Source organism: Streptomyces sp. 5-10 (assembly GCF_014712245.1).
Lineage (GTDB): Bacteria > Actinomycetota > Actinomycetes > Streptomycetales > Streptomycetaceae > Streptomyces > Streptomyces violaceusniger.
The window spans coordinates 1-1,263 of sequence record NZ_JACVYG010000193.1 but is presented as its reverse complement, the minus strand read 5'-3'; the positions used below and the strand labels follow the sequence as shown (position 1 = coordinate 1,263).

Here is a 1,263-nt window from a genome sequence, read left to right as displayed (position 1 = left end):
GTGTGAGGTGGCGGGTTGTCCAGTTGGGGAGGTGACCGACGCGGATCGTCTGGCGCCGCTGCGTCCGTCGCATCCGGCGTATGTGATGTACACCTCCGGCTCGACCGGCACCCCCAAGGGCGTGGTGATCACACAACAGGCCCTGGTGGCGCTGGCCCGCGACCAGGCGTTCGACGGCAGCGCACACGGCTGCGTGCTGGTGCACTCCCCCCTCGCCTTCGACGCGTCCACCTACGAGCTCTGGGTCCCCCTGCTGCGCGGCGGCAAGCTCGTTCTGATGCCCGATGGCCCGCTCGACACCGCCTCCATGGCCAAGGTGATCGCCGAGCATGGCGTCACAGGTGTCTTCGCGACCACAGCGCTGTTCAACAGTCTCGCCGATGAGTCTCCCGACTTCTTCGCGGCCGTTGAGGAGGTGTGGACGGGGGGCGAGGCAGCCTCCCCCGCAGCGGTCCGGCGGGTGATCGACACCTGCCCCGACATCGCCGTGGTGAACGCCTACGGCCCCACCGAGACCACGATGATCGCCACCTACCACCGGGTGGTGAGGGGTGGATCGGCCGCCGGGGTGGTACCGATCGGCCGTGGCACGGACAGCACGCGGGTNCGGGCGGACGATCAGGTGAAGGTGCGGGGTTTCCGTATCGAGTTGGGTGAGGTGGAGGGTGCGGTGGGTGCGCATCCGTCGGTGGGGCAGGTGGCGGTGGTGGTGCGGGAGGATCGTCCGGGGGATCGGCGTTTGGTGGCGTATGTGGTGCCTGCCGGGCCTGGGGCTGGGTGTGATGTGGCGGTGGTGCGGGAGTTTGTGCGGGGGCGGTTGCCGGAGTTCATGGTGCCGGGTGCGTGGGTGGTGCTGGATCGGCTGCCCGTGACGGCGAACGGGAAGCTGGATCGGCGGGCCTTGCCTGCTCCGCACGGGGGTGGTGGTTCGGGGTACACCGCGCCCAGGGATGGGGCCGAGGAGCTGCTGTGTCGGTTGTTCGCCGAGGTGCTGGGCGTGGAGCGGGTGGGGGTCGAGGAGGGTTTCTTCGATCTGGGTGGGCATTCGTTGTTGGCGACGCGGTTGGTGTCGCGGGTGCGGTCTGAGCTGGGGGTGGAGCTGCCGGTGGGGGCGGTGTGCGAGGCCCCGACAGTGGCCGGGCTGGCGCGTCGGGTGGCCAGGGGCGCGGGTCAGGCGGGCCGGGAGCGGCCCGGGCTCGTGCGGTGTGATCGGCGGCCGGAGCGGTTGCCGCTGTCGTTCGCGCAGAGCCGGTTGTGGTTCCT

The 1,263-nt window shown here is 70.5% G+C and carries 1 protein-coding gene; it reads left to right on the top strand.

What is annotated here, in order from left to right:
* Positions 1-85 precede the first annotated feature (85 nt).
* Positions 86-1,263, top strand: a 1,178-nt coding sequence (locus IEJ02_RS47760) for an AMP-binding protein (RefSeq protein ID WP_263408058.1), incomplete at its 3' end; no start/stop codon positions are given.